This window comes from Aeromicrobium sp. REDSEA-S38_B2, assembly GCF_001628525.1.
GTDB classification, from domain to species: Bacteria; Actinomycetota; Actinomycetes; order Propionibacteriales; family Nocardioidaceae; genus Aeromicrobium; species Aeromicrobium erythreum.
Window position 1 is genome coordinate 59,559 of the sequence record NZ_LUNH01000013.1, and the last position, 19,578, is coordinate 79,136.

The 19,578-nt window shown below is 71.3% G+C and carries 22 protein-coding genes and 2 tRNA genes; 12 read left to right on the top strand and 12 right to left on the bottom strand.

From position 1 onward, the window contains the following. Window positions 1-5: 5 nt before the first annotated feature. The 4 genes from A6Q81_RS02540 to A6Q81_RS02555 are packed head-to-tail and all read right to left on the bottom strand — an operon-like array spanning window position 6 to window position 5,222. Window positions 6-1,181: a bifunctional RNase H/acid phosphatase gene (locus A6Q81_RS02540; protein ID WP_286689424.1), complete on the bottom strand. Its 1,176-nt coding sequence runs from the start codon at window positions 1,179-1,181 to the stop codon at window positions 6-8. Then, window positions 1,178-1,960, bottom strand: coding sequence for a zinc ribbon domain-containing protein (locus A6Q81_RS02545; RefSeq protein ID WP_286689425.1), 783 nt, complete (start codon window positions 1,958-1,960; stop codon window positions 1,178-1,180). Before A6Q81_RS02545 ends, A6Q81_RS02540 begins: the two co-directional genes overlap by 4 nt. After that, window positions 1,918-3,063 carry a Nif3-like dinuclear metal center hexameric protein gene (locus tag A6Q81_RS02550; RefSeq protein WP_286689426.1) on the bottom strand — a complete coding sequence of 382 codons (1,146 nt, stop codon included), beginning with the start codon at window positions 3,061-3,063 and terminating at the stop codon, window positions 1,918-1,920. The genes A6Q81_RS02545 and A6Q81_RS02550 overlap by 43 nt, the downstream gene beginning before the upstream one ends. A 29-nt stretch (window positions 3,064-3,092) precedes the next feature. Next, the gene (locus A6Q81_RS02555) at window positions 3,093-5,222 is read right to left on the bottom strand and encodes a RecQ family ATP-dependent DNA helicase (protein WP_286689427.1); all 2,130 of its coding nucleotides are present in this window, start codon (window positions 5,220-5,222) and stop codon (window positions 3,093-3,095) included. A gap of 71 nt (window positions 5,223-5,293) precedes the next feature. Here A6Q81_RS02555 and A6Q81_RS02560 point away from each other — a divergent pair, with 71 nt between their 5' ends. Further along, window positions 5,294-5,644: a hypothetical protein gene (locus A6Q81_RS02560; protein WP_286689428.1), complete on the top strand. Its 351-nt coding sequence runs from the start codon at window positions 5,294-5,296 to the stop codon at window positions 5,642-5,644. A 27-nt stretch (window positions 5,645-5,671) separates the two neighbouring features. Here the strand turns inward: A6Q81_RS02560 and A6Q81_RS02565 are convergent. The 4 genes from A6Q81_RS02565 to A6Q81_RS02580 all read right to left on the bottom strand — a co-directional run bounded on the left by A6Q81_RS02565 (window position 5,672) and on the right by A6Q81_RS02580 (window position 7,141). Then, window positions 5,672-5,745 (bottom strand) — tRNA-Val (locus tag A6Q81_RS02565). A 184-nt stretch (window positions 5,746-5,929) separates the two neighbouring features. After that, the gene (locus A6Q81_RS02570) at window positions 5,930-6,235 is read right to left on the bottom strand and encodes a thiamine-binding protein (protein ID WP_286689429.1); all 306 of its coding nucleotides are present in this window, start codon (window positions 6,233-6,235) and stop codon (window positions 5,930-5,932) included. Then, window positions 6,235-6,690, bottom strand: a complete 456-nt coding sequence (locus tag A6Q81_RS02575) for a peroxiredoxin (protein WP_286689430.1) — start codon at window positions 6,688-6,690, stop codon at window positions 6,235-6,237. Before A6Q81_RS02575 ends, A6Q81_RS02570 begins: the two co-directional genes overlap by 1 nt. 64 nt (window positions 6,691-6,754) lie before the next feature. Continuing rightward, window positions 6,755-7,141 carry a DUF3052 domain-containing protein gene (locus tag A6Q81_RS02580; protein WP_067858566.1) on the bottom strand — a complete coding sequence of 129 codons (387 nt, stop codon included), beginning with the start codon at window positions 7,139-7,141 and terminating at the stop codon, window positions 6,755-6,757. A gap of 220 nt (window positions 7,142-7,361) precedes the next feature. Between A6Q81_RS02580 and aceE the strand changes: the two genes are divergently transcribed. Then, on the top strand, window positions 7,362-10,124 hold the full coding sequence (gene aceE / locus A6Q81_RS02585) for a pyruvate dehydrogenase (acetyl-transferring), homodimeric type (protein ID WP_286689431.1): 2,763 nt from the start codon (window positions 7,362-7,364) through the stop codon (window positions 10,122-10,124). A 77-nt stretch (window positions 10,125-10,201) separates the two neighbouring features. Further along, entirely contained in the window at window positions 10,202-11,302 is a 1,101-nt protein-coding gene (locus tag A6Q81_RS02590; RefSeq protein ID WP_286689432.1) for a phosphatase PAP2 family protein, read from the top strand. Here the strand turns inward: A6Q81_RS02590 and A6Q81_RS02595 are convergent. Next, complete coding sequence (locus A6Q81_RS02595; RefSeq protein ID WP_286689433.1) at window positions 11,242-12,195, bottom strand: alpha/beta fold hydrolase; 954 nt, start codon at window positions 12,193-12,195, stop codon at window positions 11,242-11,244. The two genes, A6Q81_RS02590 and A6Q81_RS02595, sit on opposite strands and share 61 nt — an antisense overlap. A gap of 74 nt (window positions 12,196-12,269) precedes the next feature. On the opposite strand from A6Q81_RS02595, the gene A6Q81_RS02600 reads away from it, so the two are divergent. Then, window positions 12,270-13,097, top strand: coding sequence for an acyl carrier protein (locus A6Q81_RS02600; RefSeq protein WP_067858575.1), 828 nt, complete (start codon window positions 12,270-12,272; stop codon window positions 13,095-13,097). 14 nt (window positions 13,098-13,111) lie between these two features. Here the strand turns inward: A6Q81_RS02600 and A6Q81_RS02605 are convergent, their stop codons facing one another. Beyond that, window positions 13,112-13,612: a DUF3145 domain-containing protein gene (locus A6Q81_RS02605; protein WP_144433756.1), complete on the bottom strand. Its 501-nt coding sequence runs from the start codon at window positions 13,610-13,612 to the stop codon at window positions 13,112-13,114. A gap of 173 nt (window positions 13,613-13,785) precedes the next feature. On the opposite strand from A6Q81_RS02605, the gene A6Q81_RS02610 reads away from it, so the two are divergent. After that, window positions 13,786-14,091 (top strand): GNAT family N-acetyltransferase, encoded by a 306-nt coding sequence (locus A6Q81_RS02610; protein ID WP_253023328.1) that lies wholly within the window; start codon window positions 13,786-13,788, stop codon window positions 14,089-14,091. Window positions 14,092-14,110: 19 nt separating this feature from the next. Here the strand turns inward: A6Q81_RS02610 and A6Q81_RS02615 are convergent, their stop codons facing one another. After that, a complete protein-coding gene (locus A6Q81_RS02615) occupies window positions 14,111-14,539 on the bottom strand; it encodes a phosphatase domain-containing protein (protein WP_286689434.1) in 429 nt (142 codons plus the stop codon). A 37-nt stretch (window positions 14,540-14,576) separates the two neighbouring features. Between A6Q81_RS02615 and A6Q81_RS02620 the strand changes: the two genes are divergently transcribed. The 4 genes from A6Q81_RS02620 to A6Q81_RS02635 all read left to right on the top strand — a co-directional run bounded on the left by A6Q81_RS02620 (window position 14,577) and on the right by A6Q81_RS02635 (window position 17,361). Then, a tRNA-Ile gene (locus A6Q81_RS02620) sits at window positions 14,577-14,653 on the top strand. Between the two features lie 259 nt (window positions 14,654-14,912). Further along, entirely contained in the window at window positions 14,913-15,353 is a 441-nt protein-coding gene (locus A6Q81_RS02625; RefSeq protein ID WP_144433757.1) for a hypothetical protein, read from the top strand. Beyond that, window positions 15,350-15,757, top strand: coding sequence for a hypothetical protein (locus tag A6Q81_RS02630; protein ID WP_144433758.1), 408 nt, complete (start codon window positions 15,350-15,352; stop codon window positions 15,755-15,757). Before A6Q81_RS02625 ends, A6Q81_RS02630 begins: the two co-directional genes overlap by 4 nt. 413 nt (window positions 15,758-16,170) lie before the next feature. Further along, window positions 16,171-17,361 carry a heparan-alpha-glucosaminide N-acetyltransferase domain-containing protein gene (locus A6Q81_RS02635; RefSeq protein ID WP_286689435.1) on the top strand — a complete coding sequence of 397 codons (1,191 nt, stop codon included), beginning with the start codon at window positions 16,171-16,173 and terminating at the stop codon, window positions 17,359-17,361. 6 nt (window positions 17,362-17,367) lie between these two features. Here A6Q81_RS02635 and A6Q81_RS02640 read toward each other — a convergent pair whose 3' ends face one another. Further along, window positions 17,368-17,586, bottom strand: coding sequence for a DUF4287 domain-containing protein (locus tag A6Q81_RS02640; protein ID WP_067858595.1), 219 nt, complete (start codon window positions 17,584-17,586; stop codon window positions 17,368-17,370). Window positions 17,587-17,621: 35 nt separating this feature from the next. On the opposite strand from A6Q81_RS02640, the gene A6Q81_RS02645 reads away from it, so the two are divergent. The 3 genes from A6Q81_RS02645 to A6Q81_RS02655 are packed head-to-tail and all read left to right on the top strand — an operon-like array spanning window position 17,622 to window position 19,544. Beyond that, window positions 17,622-18,371 (top strand): PIG-L deacetylase family protein, encoded by a 750-nt coding sequence (locus tag A6Q81_RS02645; RefSeq protein ID WP_286689436.1) that lies wholly within the window; start codon window positions 17,622-17,624, stop codon window positions 18,369-18,371. A 1-nt stretch (window position 18,372) separates the two neighbouring features. Then, on the top strand, window positions 18,373-18,957 hold the full coding sequence (locus A6Q81_RS02650; RefSeq protein WP_286689437.1) for a hypothetical protein: 585 nt from the start codon (window positions 18,373-18,375) through the stop codon (window positions 18,955-18,957). A gap of 29 nt (window positions 18,958-18,986) precedes the next feature. Then, entirely contained in the window at window positions 18,987-19,544 is a 558-nt protein-coding gene (locus A6Q81_RS02655) for an LURP-one-related family protein (RefSeq protein ID WP_286689438.1), read from the top strand. Window positions 19,545-19,578: the final 34 nt, after the last annotated feature.

A 19,578-nucleotide genomic window follows, 5' to 3' on the forward strand; every position in this document is an offset into this window, starting at 1 on the left:
CAGGGCTACTCGGGGACGATCGAGAACCCGCGCAGCGACGGCGTGCCGTCGGGCCACCACGCGATCGTGGTGATGCTGGCGGGGGCCAGCTCCATCCGGTGGATGATCGACATCGGGCCGTCGAGCGCCAGGCGCGTCATGAGCTTGATGGGGGTGACGTGGCTGACCACGACGACGGTCTCCCCCGCGTGGTCGGCGAGGATCCGGTCGCGCGCCTCACGCACCCGCTCCTGGACCTCGTCGAAGGACTCGCCACCGGGCGGGGCGACCGACGTGGAGGCGAGCCAGGCCGACATCTCCTCGGGCCAACGCTCCATGATGTCGCCGAACCCGTGGCCGTCCCAGTCGCCGAAGGCTGCCTCCTCGACGCCGTCGTCGACCGCGACCTCCAGCCCGGTCTCGCGGGCGACGAAGCCGGCCGTCTCCTGCGTCCGCCGCAGCGGGGACGCGACGATGGCGTCGACGTCGTGGTGGCGCGCGATCCACGCCGCCGCGCGGGCGGCCTGGGACTCCCCCTCGGCGACGAGACCGGGGTCGGAGCCGCCGCGCCCGCAGAAGAGCTTGCGCTGGGTGTTGGCCGTGACCCCGTGGCGCAGGAGCACCAGCGTGGTCGGGCGTCCGTGCATGTCGCCGCGCCAGCCGAGCAGCGGGTTGGTGTCCTTCGCGCCGCCGGCTGCCGGTGCGTCGACCGGGGCCGTCACGTCGTCGGCGGGTCGTGGGGCGCTGGTCTCCTGCCGGACGCCGGTGCCGACGACGGCGGGCTTGCCCGTGCGCGCCTGCGCGTCGAGCGCCTCGTTCGCGAGCGCGTCGGCGGCGGCGTTGCGCTCCCGCGGCACCCACGTCCAGTCCGTGACCGCTCCTGCGAGCTCTCGGGCCTGCGCCGCGAGCGGCTGCATCGAGGGGTGCTTGACCTTCCATCGGCCCGCCATCTGCTCGACGACCAGCTTGGAGTCCATGCGGACCTCGACGTCGGCACCCGGTGCGTGCTCGGCCGCGAGCTCGAGACCGGCGATGAGGCCGCGGTACTCGGCGACGTTGTTGGTGGCGGTGCCGATCGTCTCGCCCCGCGTGGCGATCACCTCGCCGGTGTCCGCGTCGCGCACGAGGGCTCCGTAGGAGGCGGGTCCCGGGTTGCCCCGTGACCCGCCGTCGGCCTCGACGACGACGCGGGTGGTACTCACAGCCCGGACTCGGCCGTCCGGACGAGGATGCGGCTGCACTCGGGGCAGCGCAGGACGTCGTCCTCCGGGCGGGCTGCCAGCTCGCGCAGGTCGGCCCCGTTGAGCTCCAGGCGGCATCCCTCGCAGCGACGCGCCCGCAGCGCGGCAGCGCCGAGCCCGCCGTACTGGCCCCGGACCTTGTCGTAGAGCGCCAGGAGGTCCTTCGGGACGGCCGGCGCGGTCGACTCGCGCTCGCTCTGCACCGAGACGATCTCGTCGTCGATGGCGGCGACGGCGGCGTCGCGCGCCGCGGTGACGTGCTCGAGCTCCGCGACCAGGGCGTCGTGGTCGGCCGTGACGGCACGCAGCTCCGCCTCGGCGATCTCGAGGTCCTCCATGACGGTGAGCTCCTCGTCCTCGAGCGTCCCGATGCGGCGCTCGAGCGCACCCAGCTCGTGCTGCAGGTTCTCGAGGTCCTTGGGGTTGGTGATCGCCCCGGAGGAGAGACGCTCCTCGTCGCGCGTGCGTCGCGCCTTGACCTGCTCGACCTCCGCCTCGGCCTTCGCCTGCACCCGGGCGAGGTCGCTGACCTTCGTCTCGACCTCGATCTGGCGCCCGCGCAGCTGCGCGACCTCCTGCGTCAGCTCCTCGATGCGCGCGATCTCGGGCAGGGTGCCGCGTCGGTGCTGCAGACGGGCGAGGGCGGAGTCCTGGGTCTGCAGCTCCAGCAGGGTCTGCTGGGCGGACGGTTCGGCTTTCAGGGGGTCCTCCTGGGTGCGGGAGCCAGCGCGTGCGACCAAGGATCGGTCACGAGCGTCGACACGTGGACGTCAACCGTATCGCCCAGCCGGTCCTGCAGTGCGGACGCCGCCACCGGCAGCCACGTCCACTCCGCCGCCCAGTGCGGCACGTCGACGACGGCGCATGCCCCCGGACGCTCGAGGTGCTCGCTCACCGGGTGGTGCTTCAGGTCGGACGTGACGTAGACGTCGGCGCCGGCCGCGTCGGCCGTCGACAGCAGGAAGTCGCCCGATCCGCCGCACAGCGCGACCGTGCGCACCGTCCGGTCGAGGTCGCCGGCCACGCGGGTGGCGCTGCCGTGCGCGGGGAGGGTGCGGTGGACGTGCTCGACGAACTCCCCCAGCGTCGTGGGCTGCGCGAGCACGCCGATGCGTCCGCTGCCGCGGTCGCTCGGTCGCGCTGCCGTGGGCAGGAGGAGGTAGGAGACCTCCTCGTAGGGGTGGGCCTGCAGCAGGGCGGAGCGGACGGACTCACGCACCGCGGCCGGGGCCACGAGCTCGAGGCGGGTCTCCTCGACGTGCTCGAGCGCCCCGACCTCGCCGATCGCCGGGTTGGCGCCGGCGAGCGGCCGGAACGAGCCCGTGCCGTCGGAACGGAAGACCGCCGAGTCGTAGTCGCCGATGCTGCCGGCACCCGCCTCGTGCATGGCAGCGGCCACCGCGTCGGCGTCGGCGCGCGGCACGTGCACGACCCACGCGTCGAGCCCTGGATCGGTGTCGACGTCGAGCGGGCGGACGTCGGTGAGCCCGAGGGCCAGGGCCATCGACTCCGAGACGCCGAGCGGCGGCGAGTCGGCGTTGGTGTGACAGGTGTGCAGGGCCACCTCGTGCGAGGCGAGGGTGTGCACGACCCGGCCCTTCGGCGTCGTGGCAGCGACCGACGTGACGCCCTTGAGGTACAGGGGGTGGTGCGTGAGGAGGAGGTCGGCTCCGCGGGCGACGGCCTCGTCGGCGACCGCCTGGACGGGGTCGACGGCGAGGAGGATGCGTGACACCTCGGCGTCCGGGTCGCCGACGACGGTGCCCACGGCGTCCCAGTCGTCGGCCCACCGCGGGTCGTAGAGCTCGTCGAGCACGCGGACGACGTCACGCAAGGTCGGCATGGCGGCCACCCTACGACCCGACCGCGGCCCTACCCCACCGAGCCGAGCGCGAACGGCAGCACCGCGTCGGCCCCGGCGAGGCGCAGCTCGCGCGACGCCACGGCCATGGTCCAGCGGCTGTCGACGAGGTCGTCGACGAGCAGAACCGGACCGGAGAGCCCGGCGAGCGCCTGCTGCAGGTCGTCGGGTACGACGAACCGCCCCCACACGCCCGCCAGCCGGAACGCGCTGTTGCCTCCCTGCGTGGCCGGGGGTGCGCCCGGCGCCAGCTGCAGGGTCGGCAGCAGCGGGAGTCGGCCGAGCCGCGCGAGCCCCTCGGCCACCGATGCGACCAACGTGGGGCGCGCGACCGACGGCATCGCGACGACCGCCACCGGCCGCTCCGCCCAGGGCCAGTCGCGCAGCGCCCGCGCACAGGCACCGAGCAGCGACTCCGGCACGGCGACGTCGGGCGCGCCCGTGGCGAACAGCTCGCGCAACGTGCCGCCCCAGCCAAGGTCGGTGAGTCGTGCGACCACCCGCCCGGTCTCGGGCCGCTCCGCGGGCGGGATGCGACCCGAGACGTCCACCCCGAGCCGGCCGACGCCGGACGGCCACTGCGCCCGAGGGTCGACGGGCACCCCCACACGGTCGAGCGACTGCGTGGCCCGCGCGACGGCCTCGCCGTCGGTGCTCGTCGGGTACCAGGGGCCTGCGCACACGTCGCAGCGGCCGCAGGGCGCGGCGGTCGGGTCGTCGAGCTGGCGCTGCAGCAGCTCCATCCGGCAGGTGCGACCGGCCTGGTACTCGAGCATGGCCTCCTGCTCGGCCTCGCGCGCCTGTGCGATGCGCTCGTACCGCTGCGCGTCGTAGACCCACGGCTCCCCCGTGCTGACCCAGCCGCCCTGCACACGGCGCACGGCACCGTCGACGTCGAGCACCTTGAGCAGCAGCTCGAGCGGTGTGCGACGGATGTCGACCTGCGCCTCCAGCGCAGCGACCGACGTGGGCGTGCTGCCCAGGGCGCCGAGCACCGCGTCGACCTTGGCCTGCGTCGGCATCGACGCCGTCGCGAAGTAGCGCCAGATGTCGGCGTCCTCCGGCCCGGGCAGCAGCAGGACGTCGGCGGACTCCGTGGCGCGGCCCGCGCGGCCGACCTGCTGGTAGTACGCGACGGGCGAGGACGGCGCCCCGAGGTGCACGACGAAGCCCAGGTTGGGCTTGTCGAAGCCCATGCCGAGCGCGCTGGTGGCGACGAGGGCCTTCAACTGGTCGTCCTTCAGCGCCTGCTCGAGCCGCACGCGCTCGTCGGGGTCGGTGCGTCCCGTGTAGGCCGCCACCTCGTGCCCCGCCTCGGTGAGCAGCCGCGCGAGGTCCTCCGCCGCCGAGACCGTGAGGGTGTAGACGATGCCGCTGCCCGGCAGCTCGGCCAGGTGCGAGACCAGCCAGCCGAGCCGTTCCTTGGAGCTGGGCAGCCGCAGCGAGCCCAGACGCAGGCTCGTGCGCGCCAGCGAGCCACGCAGCGTGAGGACGTCCGCGTCGCCCGGAGCGCCGGGCCCGGAGGCACCGAGCTGCTCCTCGACATCGGTGACCACCCGCTGGTTGGCGGTGGCGGTGGTGGCCAGCACCGGCACGCCGTCGGGCATCGAGTCGATGAGGTCGGCGAGGCGTCGGTAGTCGGGCCGGAAGTCGTGGCCCCAGTCGGAGATGCAGTGCGCCTCGTCGACGACGAGCAGGCCGATGCGGCGGCGCAGCTCGGGCAGCTGCTCGTCGCGGAACCGGGGGTTGGTGAGGCGCTCGGGCGACACGAGCAGCACGTCGACGTCGTCGGCGTCGAGCCGGGCCCGCACGTCGTCCCACTCGTGCGCGTTGGCCGAGCTGATCGAGACGGCCCGCACCCCGGCGCGCGCGGCGGCGGCGACCTGGTCGCGCATGAGGGCGATGAGCGGGGACACCAGGAGCGTGGGACCGGTGCCCCGCGCGCGCAGCAGCGAGGTCGCGACGAAGTAGACCGCCGACTTCCCCCAGCCGGTGCGCTGGACGACGAGCGCGCGCCGGTGGTCGTCGACGAGGGCCGTGATCGCCTCGAGCTGCCCGTCGTGGAACTGGGCGTCGGGTCGGCCGGTGAGGCGACGCAGGGCGTCGAGCGCGTCCGTGGCGGTGGCGGTGGAGGTGGTCACCCGGTCATCGTGTCAGGCGCTGCCGACACCGGCTCCTTGCCGCGTCGCGCCCTGTGGACGACAGTGGGCGCATGCGTCGCGCGCTCGCCGTCGGCACCCTCGTCCTGCTCCTCGGCTGCTCGGGTGCGCCCGCCACCGTGACCGCTCCGGACCTGCAGTGCGGGCAGGACCGCACGACGGACGCGGCGAAGGACGTCGTGGAGAAGGTCGGTGGCCTGCGCACCGACGACGTCGTCGTGCGCCTCGCCCGCAGCACCCCTGCCGGCATCGTCGCGCTGGTCGACGGTGACGTCGAGCGGGCATACCGCCTCCTGCACGACCGCTACGGCGTGGCCGTCGTTGCCCAGGCCGAGGGCGACGGCGTCGCGGACGGTCTGGCGCAGATCGAGCGCCTCGTCCGCTCGTCCTGCCCGCAGGGCTGAGACGACCCGGCGGACGGGGTCCTCGGGTGGGCGAAGAGGGACTCGAACCCCCGACCGCTCGGGTGTAAGCCGAGTGCTCTGACCAGCTGAGCTATTCGCCCCGGGTGCATCCGGCGAGTGCGTCGGACGCCTGGGAACCCTACCGCACGCGAGCGCGACGACCTGGTCCCCGACAGACAGAGGCTGCGGCCGCCGGGGTCTCGGGTCCCGGGCGGCCGCAGCACCCCCATCATGGCGCAGCACGGGTGTCGCGCGCAGCCGTTTGGGCGGGAAACTCGGGCGAATTCAGCCGTCGTCGCGCAGGTGCGCCTCCAGCCGCTCGACCTTGGCCGTCAGCTGGCCCGTGAACCCCGGACGGATGTCCGCCTTCAGCACGAGCGAGACCCGCGACGAGACCGCCGCGACGGCGTCGACGGCAGCCTTCACCACCGCCATCACCTCGTCCCACTCCCCCTCGATCGTCGTGAACATCGACGTTGTCTCGCACGGCAGGCCCGACGCACGGACGACCCGCACGGCCTCGGCGACTGCGGCCGCCACCGACCCCGACTCGTCGGCGCTGACCGGGCTGACGCTGAACGCGGCGAGCATCAGAGCTCGGCCAGCGCGGCGCGGTAGGCGTCGAAGTCGCGCGCCTGGCCGATGGGGTGCTCCACCTTCCAGCGCAGGACGCCCTCGGCGTCGACGAGGTAGGTGCCGCGCTCGGGCGCGCCCGCGCCCTCGTTGAAGATGCCGTAGGCGCGGCTGACCTCGCCGTGCGGCCAGAAGTCGCTCAGCACGGGGAACGTGAGGCCCTCCGCGTCGGCGAAGGCGCGGTTGGAGAAGAAGTGGTCGCAGGAGATCGCGAGCACCTCGACGTCGCTGTCGGCGAAGGCGCCGATGTTGTCGCGGATCTCGCAGAGCTCACCGGTGCAGATGCCGCTGAAGGCGAACGGGAAGAACACGAGCGCCACGGGACGTCCGCGGAAGGACGACAGGGCGACGTCCTCGCCGTGCTGGCTCTTGAGGGTGAAGTCGGGGGCGGTCTGGCCTACGTCGATCGTCATGGCCCCAGCCTAGGACGCGACGAACCTCCGGAGCCCCAGCGCGGGCCGCGAAGAACCCTGGGACTCAGCGCTTGTGGGTGGAGAGCTTGGTGGCGGCCCACTCGGCCGACGCCGAGGAGGTCGTGGTCGTCGACAGGCCCGCGACGGGAGCCGCCTCGGCGATGTCGGCGCCGGTCACGTAGCCCGGTCGCCCGACCTTGGGCGTCAGCACCCAGATCGACCCGCCCTCGGCGAGGTCGGAGAGCGCGTCGAACAACGCGTCGACGAGGTCGCCGTCGTCGTCGCGCCACCAGAGGATGACGCCGTCGACCACCTCGTCGGACTCACCGTCGACGAGTGCGTGGCCCACGATCTCCTCGATCGCGGAGCGGAGCTCGTTGTCGACGTCCTCGTCCCAGCCCAGCTCCTGGATGACGGTGTCGGGGCTGAAGCCCAGCCTCGCGGCGTCCAACGGTTCTCCTCAGTTCGTCCGGTGGTGTGGTCCCACTCTGGCACGCCTGGAGGGGCGGTGCCGCCCGGGACCGGGTCGGGTGCGGCGGTGGTCGAGAACCTACTGCAAAGTAGGGGATTTTCCTACTGATCGGTAGATGTTCACAACGTCCGCCGGTGTCACCCTAGCGAATCCGGCGTGGAAAGATGGAGAGGTCCACAAGACGTCCCAGGAGTCGCACATGCCCACCGGCCAGTCCCCCACCGAGCGCCCCGCTGTCATCCACGAGGGGCTGCCGACGCAGCTGCCCGACATCGATCCCGACGAGACGTCCGAGTGGCTCGCCTCACTGGACCAGATGGTCGACGAGCGAGGCCGCTCCCGCGCCCGCTACGTCATGCTCAAGCTCCTCGAGCGGGCCCGCGAGCAGAACGTCGGCGTGCCGGCGCTGCGCAGCACCGACTTCATCAACACGATCCCGCCCGAGCACGAGCCGTGGTTCCCCGGCAACGAGGCGATCGAGCGACGCATCCGCTCCTACATCCGCTGGAACGCGGCCGTCATGGTCTCGCGCGCGAACCGGCCCGGCCTCGGCGTGGGCGGCCACATCGCCAGCTACCAGTCGGCGGCCAGCCTCTACGAGGTCGGCTTCAACCACTTCTTCCGCGGCAAGGACCACCCCGGCGGCGGCGACCACATCTACTTCCAGGGCCACGCAGCGCCCGGCATCTACGCCCGCTCCTACCTCGAGGGCCGCCTGAGCGAGCAGCAGCTCGACCGCTTCCGCCAGGAGCACTCCCACGGCCCGGGCCAGGGACTGTCGTCCTACCCGCACCCGCGTCTCATGCCCGATTACTGGGAGTTCCCGACGGTCTCCATGGGTCTCGGCGGCATCAACTCCATCTACCAGGCGCGGTTCAACCGCTACCTGCACGACCGCGGCATCAAGGACACCAGCCAGCAGCACGTGTGGACGTTCCTCGGCGACGGCGAGATGGGCGAGCCGGAGTCGCTCGGCGCCATCGGCCTCGCCGCGCGCGAGGAGCTCGACAACCTCACGTTCGTCATCAACTGCAACCTGCAGCAGCTCGACGGCCCGGTGCGCGGCAACGGCAAGATCATCCAGGAGCTGGAGTCGTACTTCCGCGGCGCCGGCTGGAACGTGATCAAGGTCGTGTGGGGCCGAGAGTGGGACGACCTCCTCGCCCGCGACGTCGACGGCGTGCTTGTCAACCAGATGAACCGCACGCCCGACGGTGAGTTCCAGACGCTGTCGGTGGAGTCCGGCGCGTACAACCGCGAGAACTTCTTCGGCCCCGACCCGCGCCTGCGCGCCATGGTCGAGCACCTGAGCGACGAGGACATCGAGCGCCTGCCGCGCGGCGGCCACGACTACCGCAAGGTCTACGCCGCGTTCGACGCCGCCCAGAAGCACACCGGCCAGCCGACCGTGATCCTGGCGCACACCATCAAGGGCTGGCTGCTCGAGTCCTTCCAGGGCCGCAACGCCACGCACCAGATGAAGAAGCTGACGAAGGACGACCTCAAGGGCTTCCGCGACCGGCTCAACATCCCGGTCAGCGATGCGCAGATCGAGGGCGACAACCTCGCGCCGTTCTACCACCCGGGCGAGGACAGCGAGGAGATCCAGTACATGCGCGCCCGCCGCGACGCGCTGGGCGGCGGACTCCCGTCGCGTCGGGTCGATCCCGCGTCGGTCAAGCTCCCGGAGCCCGACACCTACTCGGCGCTCTCCAAGGGCTCGGGCAAGCAGCAGATCGCGACGACGATGGCCTTCGTGCGCCTCCTGCGCGACCTCATGAAGGACCCCGAGATCGGCCGCCGCATCGTCCCCATCGCGCCCGATGAGTACCGCACGTTCGGCATGGACTCGATGTTCCCGTCGGCGAAGATCTACAACCCGGCCGGCCAGACGTACGAGTCGGTCGACCGCAAGCTGCTCCTGGCCTACAAGGAGTCCGAGAAGGGCCAGCTGCTGCACGAGGGCATCAGCGAGGCCGGCGCGATGGCGTCGGCGATCGCGGCCGGCAGCGCCTACTCCACGCACGGCGAGCCGATGATCCCCGTCTACCTCTTCTACTCGATGTTCGGCTTCCAGCGGACCGCCGACTCGATCTGGGCGATGGCCGACCAGCTCGCGCGCGGGTTCCTCATCGGTGCCACCGCGGGTCGCACGACGCTGACCGGTGAGGGCCTCCAGCACGCCGACGGCCACTCCCCCCTCATCGCGCAGACCAACCCGGCGGTCGTGCACTACGACCCCGCGTACGGCTACGAGATTGCGCACATCGTCAAGGACGGCATGCGTCGCATGTACGGCACGTCCGACGACCGTCCGCACGGCGAGGACGTCCTCTACTACCTGACGGTCTACAACGAGCCGATCAACCAGCCGGCCGAGCCGGAGGACCTCGACGTCGACGCGCTGCTCAAGGGCGCCTACCTGTACCGCCGCGGCGAGCGCGGTCGGCACACGGCCCGGATCATGGCCTCGGGCGTCGCGCTGCCGTGGGCGCTGAAGGCGCAGGAGATGCTCGCCGAGCAGTACGACGTGAAGGCCGACGTCTGGTCCGTCACGTCGTGGAACGAGCTCGCGCGCGACGCGGTCGCCGCCGAGAAGTGGAACCTCAACAACCCGGGCGAGTACCAGCGGGTCCCGTGGATCACGACGCAGCTCATGGACCACGCGAACGTCACGCTCGCGGTGAGCGACTACATGCGGGCCGTCCCCGACCAGATCGCCCGCTGGGTCCCCGGACCGTGGCAGTCGCTGGGCGCCGACGGCTTCGGCTTCGCCGACACGCGCGCCGCCGCACGTCGCGTGTTCCAGATCGACGCGGAGTCGATCGTCGTCTCGGTGCTGCAGAGCCTCGCGCAGCAGGAGCTCGTCGAGCAGTCGGTCGTGCGCGACGCCTTCACGTCGCTGCGCATCGACGACCCGACCGCCACCCGCGGTGTCGCCCAGGAGGGCGGCGACGCCTGACGAACCGCCCTGGGGCGCCGACCGCGACGGTCGGCGTCTCAGGGAACTCCTAGCCGATGCACCCTAGGATGTTGCCCATGCGTCGTTGGCCGTACACCTTTGCCGTCGCGCTGTCCGTGGCGGTCACGGGCGCCGCGGTGTTCTCCTCCCTCTACCTCGATCTGCCCATGAAGGACCCCGAGGGGTTCCTCGGACCGGCGTACGTGCGCCTCCCGCTGCTGGCGCTGCTGTTCTTCGCCGCCGGCATCGTGCCCGCCGCCGTGCGTCGTCGCGGCTGGAAGCAGATCGGCGAGGGCGCGCGCGAGGTGGTGCGGGAGGAGTGGTCGCTCAAGCGGGTCGGCTACATCGCGACCGGACTGATCACCTTCTACGCGAGCTACGTCAGCTACCGCAACCTCAAGAGCTACCTGCCCACGTACCGCGAGGGCGTGCTGTTCGACCGCCAGCTCCTCGAGCTCGACCACTGGCTCATGTTCGGCCACAACCCGGCCACGGTCCTGCACAACCTGCTCGGCACCGACGTGATGGCGCACGTGCTGTCGTTCGCGTACATCGCCTACCTGCCGCTCATCCCCATCACGCTGGGCGCCTTCCTGGTGCTCAACCGCGACTTCTCGATCGGCGCCTGGTACGCCACGGCGCTGTGCCTCAACTGGATCCTCGGCGTCCTCAGCTACTACGCGCTCCCGACCCTCGGCCCGGCGTTCGCGCAGCCGTCGATGTACTGGGACCTCGCCACGACCGACGTCACCGAGCTGCAACGCTCGTTGTTCCGCAACAGGGTCGACGTGCTCACCGACCCGTGGGCGAGCGAGAAGATCCACGGCGTCGCGGGCTTCGCCTCGCTGCACGTCTCGGTGACGTTCACCGCGGCGCTGTTCATGCAGCGCACCGGCCAGAAGCTCGCGATCCGCGCGATCACCTGGGCGTTCTTCGTGGTCACCGTCCTGGCGACCATCTACTTCGGCTGGCACTACCTGGCCGACGACATCGCCGGCATCGTCATCGGCTGGGCGTCGGTGTCGCTGGGCGCCTGGGCGTCGGGGAACCGAGGGCGGCGCAAGCGACGAGGCCTGGCGCCGGTCGACGAGCAGCCGGTCCAGCCGGTTCAGCCGGTTCAGCCGGCCACGGTCACCGCGCCCGGTCCCGGCGGCGGCTCCGGGTCCATCACGGGCTGACCCTGGCGCAGCATCGCGCGCCAGGTGCTGCGGTGGTAGGTGGCCGGGTCGGTCGCGGCCACGAAGTCGTGGAGGATCTGCGCGAACTGCTCCGGGTGGTCGCGGTGCGGGAAGTGGCCCGCGTCGGGCAGCACGTGCACGTGCGACCACGCCTGGCTGCGTGCGACATCGGCGTGCGAGGCGGGTATGACGAGGTCGTCGGCGCCCCAGACGACGAGCACGGGGATGATGCGCGCCAGGTAGGTCCGGTCGATCATCGTGACGAACTGGCCGCGCCAGTCGAGCACGTGGCTCGTGACGCGTTGCACCGCGTGGCGGGCCCGCGGGTCGGCGAAGGACTCGTAGATCGCGGCCACCTCGCCGAGGTCGCGCAGCTGACGGACGCCCGTGCGCGAGAGTCCGCGCATGCTGGCGGCGACCGCCCGGCGCCACGGGCGCAGGGTCGCGAGGCCGAGCGCCGTGCCACTGCCGGGCAGGGTCAGGAAGCGGATGAGCGGCGTGACCTCCTTGCCGAGGCCACCCGACGACACCAGCGCGATCCGCTCGGTGCGGTCGGGGTACTGGTAGGCGAACTGCATCGCCACCCCACCGCCGAAGCTGTGGCCCACGACCGTCACCTTGTTGATGCCGAGGATCGTCAGCAGGTCGCGCATGCCGTTGGCGTAGCCGCCGAGCGAGTAGTCGGCGTCGGGCTTGTCGGACTCGCCGTGGCCGAGCAGGTCGGGCGCGATCACCGTGTAGTGCTCCGCGAGCGCGTCCATGACGGGCTCCCAGGTGCTGGACTCACAACCCAGGCCGTGCAGTAGGAGCAGGGCCGGCCCCTTGCCCTTGCGTCGGTAGGCGCGACGGTAGCCGTGCACCACCACGAACTGCAGGTCGTCGCCGCTGGTCATCGACCCATCGTAGGAGGTGGCGGGTTCGGCCGCGCCGGAACCGAGCACGTCGAGTGGCTCGTTAGACTGGCGCCGTGCCCACCCCAGCCGAGGTCCGCGCACAGCTGACCGACATCCTCGTGACCGTCGTCGAGTGCACCCCCGACGAGGTGCGCGACGACGCCCGCCTCGAGGACCTCGGCGTCGACTCGCTCGCCGCCGTCGAGGTCGCCGACGAGCTGGGTCGTCGCTTCGGCGTCCACCTCGAGGACGCCACGGTCGACACGCTCGTGACCGTCGACGACGCCGTCCGTGCCGTCGTCGAGCACCGACCTGCCGGCCGCCGTGGTCGTCGTGGTCCTGCCGTGGCGGTGACCCTCGGCGCCGAGGGTCGCGAGCGGGCACCGGGCGAGCGCAGCCTCGCGGGCCGCGCCGACGCGCTCTGGCGGCTCGCCATGTGGTTCGTCGTGGCCGGTCTCGTGATCGGCGGAGGCCTCGGCTTCGCCGGCGCCACCGTGGTGCGCGCGACGGGTCTGGGCGGTGTCGAGCTGCCGCCGATCTCCGGCCCGACCGCCCCTGCGACGCCGTCGAGCAGCCCGTCGGCGAGCCCGTCGCCGACGCCGTCCGCGACGCAGGAGCCGGAGGAGAAGCCGACGTTCTCGGTCGAGAGCGACCGCATCGCCGCCGGCCAGCGGTTCACGATCTCCGGACGGTTCCCCTCCCTCGGCGAGGGCCAGCTGCTGCAGGTGCAGTCCCGCGACCCGGGCGCCGACTGGGAGGACTTCCCCGTCTCGCTGCAGACCCGCGAGGGCGGCCGGTTCCAGACCCAGATCTACACGTCACGTCCCGGCGAGCGGGAGTTCCGCGTGTTCCACGAGGACAGCAACACCGCGTCGCCGTCCGCGAAGGTCACGATCGGCTGAGCGAGCGCGCCGGGTCAGACGACCTGGTGCAGCCAGCGGACCGGAGCGCCCTCACCGGCGTGCCGGAACGGCTCGAGCTCGGCGTCCCACGCCACCCCGAGCAGACCGTCGAGCGCCTCGTCCATGGTGATCTCACCCAGCGCCGCCTTGACCCGGAACGCCTTGATGCGGTCCTCGGGGATGAGGACGTCGCCGTGCAGGCCGGTCATCGCGTGGAAGATGCCGAGGGTCGGGGTGAAGGAGAACCGTGCCCCCTCGCTCGCGGCGGTCGGCTCCTCGGTGACCTCGAAGCGGAGCCGGTCCCAGCCACGCATCGCCGACGCGAGGGCCGCAGCGGACCCTGCCGGGGCTTGCCACGACAGCTCGGCCCGGTACGTGCCGGCCTCCGCGGGCTGGGACTGCCAGTCGAGGTCGACGCTGTCGCCGAGGACGCCCGCGGCCGCCCACTCGACGTGCGGGCACAGCGCGGACGGCGCGGAGTGGACATACAGGACTCCACGGGTGGGGATGCTCATCGTGCCTCCTAGCTCGAGATCCGCCTTCCCCAGCGACCTCACGGAGCCACGCGTCATCAGTCCGCGTTGCGCCCATGGTAGCCACAGCAGCCTCCTCGGCACCACCCCCGCGTCGGCGCGACACTCCCGAGCGGTCGGTCGCGACCGTCGGCGGCGCATGTGACGATGAGGTCATGACCTCCGTCGTGCAGGACAACCCGAGCGCTTCCCGCTTCGAGATCACCGTCGACGACGAGCTCGCCGGCTGGGTCGACTACCGCGCCGACGGCGACGTGTACGCCCTGCCCCACACCCGCGTGCTCCCCGCGTTCGAGGGTCGCGGCATCGGCTCGGAGCTCATCGTCGGCACCCTGCGCGAGCTGGCCGAGCGCGACGCGCAGGTGCTGCCGTTCTGCCCGTTCGTGCCCAAGGTGATCCGCGACCACCCCGAGTTCCTCGACCTCGTGCCGGCCGACCAGCGGGGCATGTTCGGCCTCTGAGCGCGACGTCGCGGCCGGCTCAGCCGACCACGTGCACGTCGATGCCCCGTGAGCGCCACAGGTCGGCGATGTCCTCCGCGTCCTCCCACGCCTCGACCACGCGGTAGCCGTCCTTCTCGAGCTGGTCGAGCATCTCCGCCTTCACGACGTGGTCGGGGCGGTAGTCGCCCACGATGCGCATGACGAGCTGGTCGTAGGGCACGTCGTGCTGCTGCAGCCAGTCCAGCGTCAGGTCGCGCCACACGAACTCCCGCGACGTCACCACCAGCACCGCACGCCCCTGCTCGTGCGCCGCACGCACCGCCTCGACCACCTCCGGCCGCGGCGGGCAGTCGCGCGACGCCGAGTGGAAGGCCGCGAAGTCGCGCTCGTCCCCCGCCACGTGGTGCAGGATCGACGACACGTCGACCAACGTCCCGTCCAGGTCGGCGATCACGGCGTCGGTCATGGGCCCAGTCTGCCCGCTCGCTAGGCTGTGCACCCCTGGGGCGGTAGCTCAGCCGGTCAGAGCAGAGGACTCATAATCCTTGGGTCGTGGGTTCGAGCCCCACCCGCCCCACCACAGGTCACGACGCAGCACGTCCCTCGCGAGGCTTGTCATCCTTTGCTCGACACCTGAAACACTGCCCGCTTCCCCGGCCCGCGTGGGCAAGCCCACGAACCGCTAAGAGCGTCATCATCGGGATTTCGCCATCTTCCCGTACGCGGCGGACCAAGCCGACGATGCACCCAAGGGAAGATGGACCGGGGTGGCTTCGAGTGCGATGCGAGAGAACTTTGAGCTATCGAGACCTGTTCGTCGGCGTCGTGACGATCAGAACGTGGACATCAACATGCACTGCATCCCAACGAGGGAATCCACGTTTGTCTCCGACAACTGCACATCTCGAAGGATTCGACCGCACCGAAAGAAGGAAATGTCAGACGGCGCAGGCAGCCTTTCCCGTATGTCACCGAACAAGGTTGCGGCAGTGATGGCTCTTGCCGCGACCCTGGTCCAGATCTACTGGCGGGTGAGCATGTACTGGCACAACGACGCGAGGTTAGCGCGCCATTTCTCAACCGTTCGCGATCTCATGCAAGAAGTCCGCTGGCGTCAGCCGATCCGTCGCATCCGCCGACGCCGAGAGATCATGAGTCTTCTTGCAGATTATCCCGACGAGATCTTCAACTATCGTCGCGTGTACTGGGAAGTCGTGGCGTGGGCTCTGCTCCTTCTTGCATCGGCCTACGCGGCATTCGGAACGTTGTCGCAGCGATGAGCGGGTCGCTCCGCAAAGTGTTGCAGCGACGGCGACGGACTTTCGCAGGGCTTCAGTCGCAATCGAACCCGAACCGCACGCACCGCTGGGTGGTGGTCGACATAAATGCGCTGCCGCGAGAACAGGCCTATCGACCGGACACCGAAAAATGGGCCGCGCGTGTCAACTGGCGGCGAGTCAATCGAGTGGTCACCCAGTTGTTCGAGGCAGAACGATTGGATGACTACGAGGCAGTGGACCGCGCGAGTCGATGGATGCTCCGGCGCAATCGTCTGGCGGTCGACAGTCTCGTCTCGTGGCCCATCGACGCGGATAGCGTGCAGATCACGAACGGGATCCACCGGATCGCTGCGATGCGCATGCAGGGCGTTCAATTCACGATCGGCGCCGACTTCGCCCGCTAGCTGAACAGCGTCGTTGATCTCCGCGGGGTCGATCGCCGAAGTTCGACAACCCAGTCCGACCGTGGCCCGAGTTGCGTTCATTCAAGAGAGGGCCAGGTCACTGCAATCGGTCGTGGTTCGACGACCGCAGATCGTTGAGTGCCTTCAAGTTTCGCTCAGGTTGCAGATACTTCATGACCACGGACGTGCGGGAGGGGTCGACGCTCACTGCTGTACACGGGGGTCGCGATCCGATCGACACCTGGCACGGGCCCCGCGATACTCACCATCCTTCAGTTGAACTCGCTCCGCCCACCACGAACATGACACTGCACTGCACCCGACGAGCGGGCGCGCGGCGCGCCCTCACGACGCTCTCAGCCGGGCAGGGCATGCTCGGCTCGACAGGTCGGGGACGAGGCAGCGAGGTGGCGATGACCGTCGTCGAGGAGGGCGCCCCGTCGCGCCGACGTGTCGGACCCGTCGAGCGGCTGCGCCGGTTCGGCCGACCACCCCGCATCGTCGGCATCGACGTCGCCCGTGGGCTGGCCGTGCTCGGGATGGTCGGCGCCCACCTGGGCGACACCCACGACGACATCACCTGGTCCGACCCGTCCACCTGGGACGGCATCGTCAACGGACGCTCCTCGCTGCTGTTCGCGATGCTGGCCGGCGTCTCCATCAGCCTCATCTGCAAGGGTCGCGCACGACCCGGGGACACCGGCCTGCAGATGACGCTCGTGCGACGCGGTCTGCTGATCCTCGTCATCGGCCTCGCCATCGAGCTCCTGAACACCGGCGTCGGCGTCATCCTGCCGCTCTACGGGCTGCTGTTCGTGGCGTCGACCCTCGTCCTGCACTGGAGCACGCGACGGCTCTGGACGGTGGCCGTCCTGCTCGCGGTGGTCGCGCCGTTCGCGGTCGCGTTGGCGCACGCGCTCAGCCTCGCCGCGTCGGGCCCCGGGCTCCACCTCACGCTGTTCGGCCTCTACCCCGTCACCGCGTGGCTCGCCGTGCTCCTGGCCGGCATGGCCGTCGGCCGTCTGCACCTCACCCGCGCACGCGTGGCGGCGGGGCTCCTGCTCGGGGGCGTCCTGGTCGCCACGCTCGGGTACGGCGCGGGCCACGTCATCGGCTCGGACCGGGACGACCTCGTCGCCTACCTCGGCTGGGACGCACCGGACTACACCGACGACCTCGGCAACCCCACCAACGAGCCCGGCTACCTCACCCGGCTCGAGCAGTCCGACGAGATCCAGCACGTGTGGAGCACCGCGATGCAGTACAAGCCGCACACGGCCGGTGCCCCCGAGATCGTCGGGTCCGGCGGGCTCGCAGTCGCCGTCATCGGACTCTGCCTGCTCCTCGCCCGACGACTGCGTGCCGTGCTGCTCCCCCTCGCGGCCTTGGGCTCCATGCCGCTGACGGCCTACACCGGACACCTGCTCCTGCTCACCGCGCTGGCCGGCGGTCCCTTCGGCGGGTACGTCGGCGTCAGCAACACCGTCTGGGCAAGCACCAGCGTCGGCCTGCTCGTGCTGGCGACGCTCTGGGTCGCATTCGTCGGGCGGGGGCCGCTCGAACGCCTCGTGGCACGTGTCAGCCGCCCCCGTGCCGAGGGTTGAGCGACCTCAGCCCTCGGGGTGCTGCTTGAGCCAGGCCACGAGCGCGTTGGCGTGGCCGTGGCCGAGCCCGTGCTCGTTCTTCAGGTACGCCACCTTCTCCATGTGCGCGACGTCGCCGAGCCCGCGCAGGAGGTCGAGCCAGTGCTCGATGCTCTCGCCGTAGCGCTTCTCGATCGACGGGAAGTACGACGCGGGTCCCTGCGTCGGCCACTGCTGCTCAGCCATGGCCCGACCCTAGCCGCGCCCCGTAGCCTGACGCCATGACCGACGAGGCGCCCGTCCCGCTCACTCCGCTCGACGAGGACTGGGAGCGGGCGCTCGTCGTCGTCGCCCACCCCGACGACGTGGAGTTCGGCGCCGCTGCCGCCGTCGCCCGCTGGACCGAGCAGGGCAAGACCGTCGTCTACTGCATGGTCACGAGCGGGGAAGCCGGCATCGACGCCCTCGCGCCCCAGGAGTGCCGGACGCAGCGCGAGGCCGAGCAGGTCGAGTCCGCGCGCATCGTCGGCGTCGACGTCGTCGAGTTCCTCGGCTTCCCCGATGGCGTCGTCGAGCAGACCGTGGCCCTGCGGGCCGCGATCGCCCAGCAGGTCCGACAGCACCGGCCCGACGTCGTCGTCACCGTGAACCACCACGACACCTGGGGCGGAACCGCACCGAACCAGGCCGACCACGTGGCCGTCGGGCGCTCGACCATCCACGCCGTGCAGGACGCCGGCAACCGGTGGATCCACCGCGAGCAGCTGCTCGACGGGCTCGAGCCCTGGGGCGGCGTCCGGCAGGTGTGGGTGTCCGGCTCCCCCGCCGCGACGCACGGTGTCGACACCTCCGCCACCTTCGACCGCGGGGTCGCGTCACTGGAGGCCCACCGCGCCTACATCGACGGGCTCGGCTGGGAGCACTTCGACGCCGCCGCGTTCCTCGAGGGGATGTCGCGGCCTCTCGGCACCCGCATGGGCGTCACCCACGCGGCCGCGTTCGAGGTCGTGTCGATGACGTGGGGCGACTGACGTGCCCGACCAGTACGACACGACCCATGGCGTCCATCACGTGCCCGCCTTCCTCGTGCGGGGGCGTCCGGCCCTGCGCGCCGAGCGGCACGAGGTCCTCGACCCCACTGGTGCGACCCTGGCCTTCGCCGAACGTCGTCGTTCGTGGGGACCGGGGGCGACCACCGTGTTCCACACCGACGAGGCCCGCACGCGCGAGACGTTCCGCAGCGAGGTCCGTGGCCGCCCGAACCTCGGGGCACGTCACGTGGTCGTCGCCGCCGACGGTCGTCCGCTCGGGTCCTTCCGCAAGCAGGCGGCCCGCAGCCTCGTCCGCACGACCTTCGTGCTCGAGGCCGAGGGGCTGGCGGGCACGGCGCAGGAGCGCAGCGGCTTCCTCGCGCTGGAGCGGCGGCTCAGCAGCGACACGCCGACCCGCCGGATCGCGGTCGACGTCATCGACGACGTCACCGGACAGCCGCTGCTGTCGGTCGCCCGCGCACCCGGGGAGCGCTCGACGTACGCCGTGGACGTGCCCGACCCCCGCGTCGACGTGCGCCTGGCCGCAGCCTTCGTCGTGGGACTGCTCGGCATGATCGACCACTGAACGGCCTCTCGAGCCCCTAGGCTCTCGGCGTGACCACCGTGCAGCACGTCCCGTCGTTCACCGTCAACCAGAAGCTGGCGATGACCACCAACCGCTACGAGGTCGTCGGCCCCGACGGCGCCCTCCTCGCCGTCGCGCAGCAGAAGCGCCTCGCGCTCAAGGAGAAGGTGACGTTCTACACCGACGAGTCCCGGCGGCAGGAGGCGTTCACGTTCGGCGCCCGCAACGTGATGGAGCTGCGCGGCGCCTACGACGTCGTCGCGGCCGACGGCACGCCCCTCGGCACCTTCCGCAAGCAGTTCGGCGCCTCGCTGATGCGCACCACCTTCACGCTCGAGGGCGACAGCTTCGTCGGCACCGGCCAGGAGCGCAGTCAGCTCGTCGCGGTGCTGCGCCGCTTCACCGATCTGCCCTTCCTGAAGATGCACTTCGACGTCGTCGACGACGCGACCGGCCAGCCGCTGCTCTCGGTCGAGCGCGCGACGTCGGTGCGCGACCGCTACGAGGTCTCCGTGCCCGACCCCCGGGTGGACGTCCGCCTCGCCGCCGCGTTCGCGGTGGGCATGGACGCGCTCCTCGGCCGCTGAACGACAGCAGGGGGCCGCTGACGCGAGAAGGGGA